Genomic DNA, 2,676 nt, shown 5'->3' with positions numbered 1-2,676 from the left:
CGCTGAACCCCCCGCCGTGCCGCGATTCGGCCTGGCCCAATCCCCCTTCTGGGGTGGACGGTAACCATGCGTCCGATGCGCAACATCCTCTCGCGCGTGCCGCTGCTGGGGCGCCTGCTGTCGCTGCTCGGCGCGGTGATCGGGTTGACCTTCGTGGTCGCGCCGCTCGAGGCGGAGCAGCAGGCCTGGCTGGCGCTGGGCGGCTTCCTGGTCTTCCTGATCGTCGGCCGGGCCCGCTCGCGCGGCGCGCTGTTCTTCCTGGTGGCGCTGTCGACGCTGATCTCGCTGCGCTACATCTACTGGCGGGTGACGGAGACGCTGGACTATACCGGCTTCCTCTCCACCTTCCTCGGCACCGGCCTGCTGCTGGCCGAGATCTACGCCGTCGCCGCCCTGCTGCTGTCCTATTTCCAGCAGCTCTGGCCGCTGGACCGCAAGCCGGTGCCGCTGCCGGCCGACAGCGACCTCTGGCCCACCGTCGACGTCTTCATCCCGACCTACAACGAGCCGCTCGACGTGGTGAAGCCGGCGGTGTTCGGCGCGCTGTCGATGGACTGGCCGCGCGACAAGATGAACGTCTACATCCTCGATGACGGCCGCCGGGAGGAATTCCGGCAATTCGCCGCCGAGGTCGGCTGCGGCTACATGATCCGCCCCGACAACAAGGGCGCCAAGGCCGGCAACATCAACCACGCGATGACCCGGACCTCCGGCGAGTACATCGCGATCTTCGACTGCGACCATGTCGCCACGCGCGCCTTCCTGCAGCTCTCGCTCGGCTGGATGCTGCGCGACAAGGGCATCGGCATGCTGCAGACGCCGCACCATTTCTACTCGCCCGATCCCTTCGAGCGGAACCTGGCCTCGGGCAAGCGCGTGCCCAACGAGGGCCTGCTGTTCTACGGCCTGGTGCAGCCCGGCAACGACCTGTGGAACGCCACCTTCTTCTGCGGCTCCTGCGCGGTGCTGCGGCGCGAGGCGCTGGAGCAGGTCGGCGGCGTGCCGACCCAGACGGTGACCGAGGACTGCCACTGCTCGCTGAAGATGCAGCGGCTGGGCTGGCGCACCGCCTATCTGCGCGTGCCGCTGGCGGCCGGCCTCGCCACCGACCGGTTGATCACCCATATCGGCCAGCGCATGCGCTGGGCCCGCGGCATGATCCAGATCTTCCGGATCGAGAACCCGCTGATGGGCAAGGGGCTGAAGCTGTACCAGCGGCTCTGCTACCTGAACGCCCAGTGGCACTTCCTGTTCCCGCTGCCGCGCGTGGTCTTCCTGACCGCGCCGCTAGCCTTCCTGCTGTTCGGGCAGAACCTGATCGCCGCCTCGCCGCTGGCCATCCTCGCCTATGCCGGCCCGCATATCGTGCATTCGATCGGCACCAACAGCCGGGTGCAGGGCCGGGTGCGCCACAGCTTCTGGTCCGAGATCTACGAGACGGTGCTGGCGATCTACCTGCTGCCCGTCGTGCTGGTGACGCTGTTCGACCCGAAGCGCGGCAAGTTCAACGTGACCGACAAGGGCGGCACGCTGCAGGAAGGCTTCTTCGACCTGCGCGCCGTGGCCGCCAACTTCGTCATCGCCATCTTCCTGGTGCTCGGCCTGCTGTCGGGCATCTACGGCATGGCGGCGAACTCGCCGGCCAGCCTGGAATTCCAGGCCAATGCGCTGAACACCTTCTGGGTGATCCTGTCGCTGATCACGGTGATGGCGGGGCTGGCCGTCGGCCGTGAGCGGCGCCAGGTGCGCGAGCGCCACCGCGTCAATGCGCGGCTGCCGACGGCGGTGATCTTCGCCGACGGCACCCGGATCGAGGGCGAGAGCGCCGACCTGTCGCTGGGCGGCGCCGCCGTCTTCATGGCGCAGCCGGAGCAGCCGCCGGCCGATCCGAAGGTGATGATGGAATTCGACCTCGGCCCCGACCGCGTGACGGTGCCGGCCGAGGTGCTGCGCTGGCAGAACGGCCGCATGCAGGCCCGCTTCCTGCCGTCGAAGCTGATGGACGAAGGCAATATCGTGCGCGCCGTGCTCGGCCGCGCCGATGCCTGGATGGACTGGGACGAGGCGCGGCACGACCGACCGCTGCGCGCTCTGCTGGAGGTTGTGGTGAGCATCACGGGTCTGTTCCGCGGCGACAGCCAGCTTTCTTTCCGTGGCCGTCGCGAGCGTCGCGCCCGGGCCCGCGCCGCCGCCGCCCGCCGCGCGCCGAACATGGCCGCCGGCGCGCCGGATGCGACGCTGGCCGCGGCCGCGCCGCCGGCCGCCGGCCCTTCCACCGGTCCCGCCGCGCCGCGCAAGAAGGCCAGCGGCAATGGCCGCCGCGCCGCCAGCATCGCGCTGCTGGCCGGCATCGGCCTCGCGATGGCCGGCAGCGCCGCGGCGCAGCGTCTGCAGGCGCCGCCGGTGCCGCCGCCGCTGACCCCCTCGCAATTCGGCGGCCAGCCGGCCGGCGGCGGCATGCAGCCGCTGGCCATGCCGCCGATGCCCGCCTCGACGGCATCCTCGACCGCCGGCGCCACCCCGCCGCCGATCCTGGGCGCCCCGGGCGTGCCGCCGGGCCTGCCCCAGGCGCCTGTGCTGGCCCAGGCCACGCCGCCCGGTGCCCCCCCGGGCGCGCCGCCGGCCTCCAACCCCTCGCTCGGCGCTCCGCCGGCGATCTTCGGCATGCCCGGCGCC

1 protein-coding gene is annotated in these 2,676 nt (G+C 71.4%); it reads left to right on the top strand.

The window, feature by feature from the left end; all coding sequences use genetic code 11:
• Positions 1–66 precede the first annotated feature (66 nt).
• Positions 67–2,676 (top strand): UDP-forming cellulose synthase catalytic subunit (gene bcsA, locus BKE38_RS26760; protein ID WP_076960248.1); only part of this gene is annotated, 2,610 nt, incomplete at its 3' end.

The organism is Teichococcus deserti (genome assembly GCF_001982615.1).
In the GTDB taxonomy this organism is placed as follows: domain Bacteria; phylum Pseudomonadota; class Alphaproteobacteria; order Acetobacterales; family Acetobacteraceae; genus Pseudoroseomonas; species Pseudoroseomonas deserti.
The sequence above is the reverse complement of the archived record's forward strand: the minus strand, read 5'-3'. Positions and strand labels throughout refer to the sequence as shown.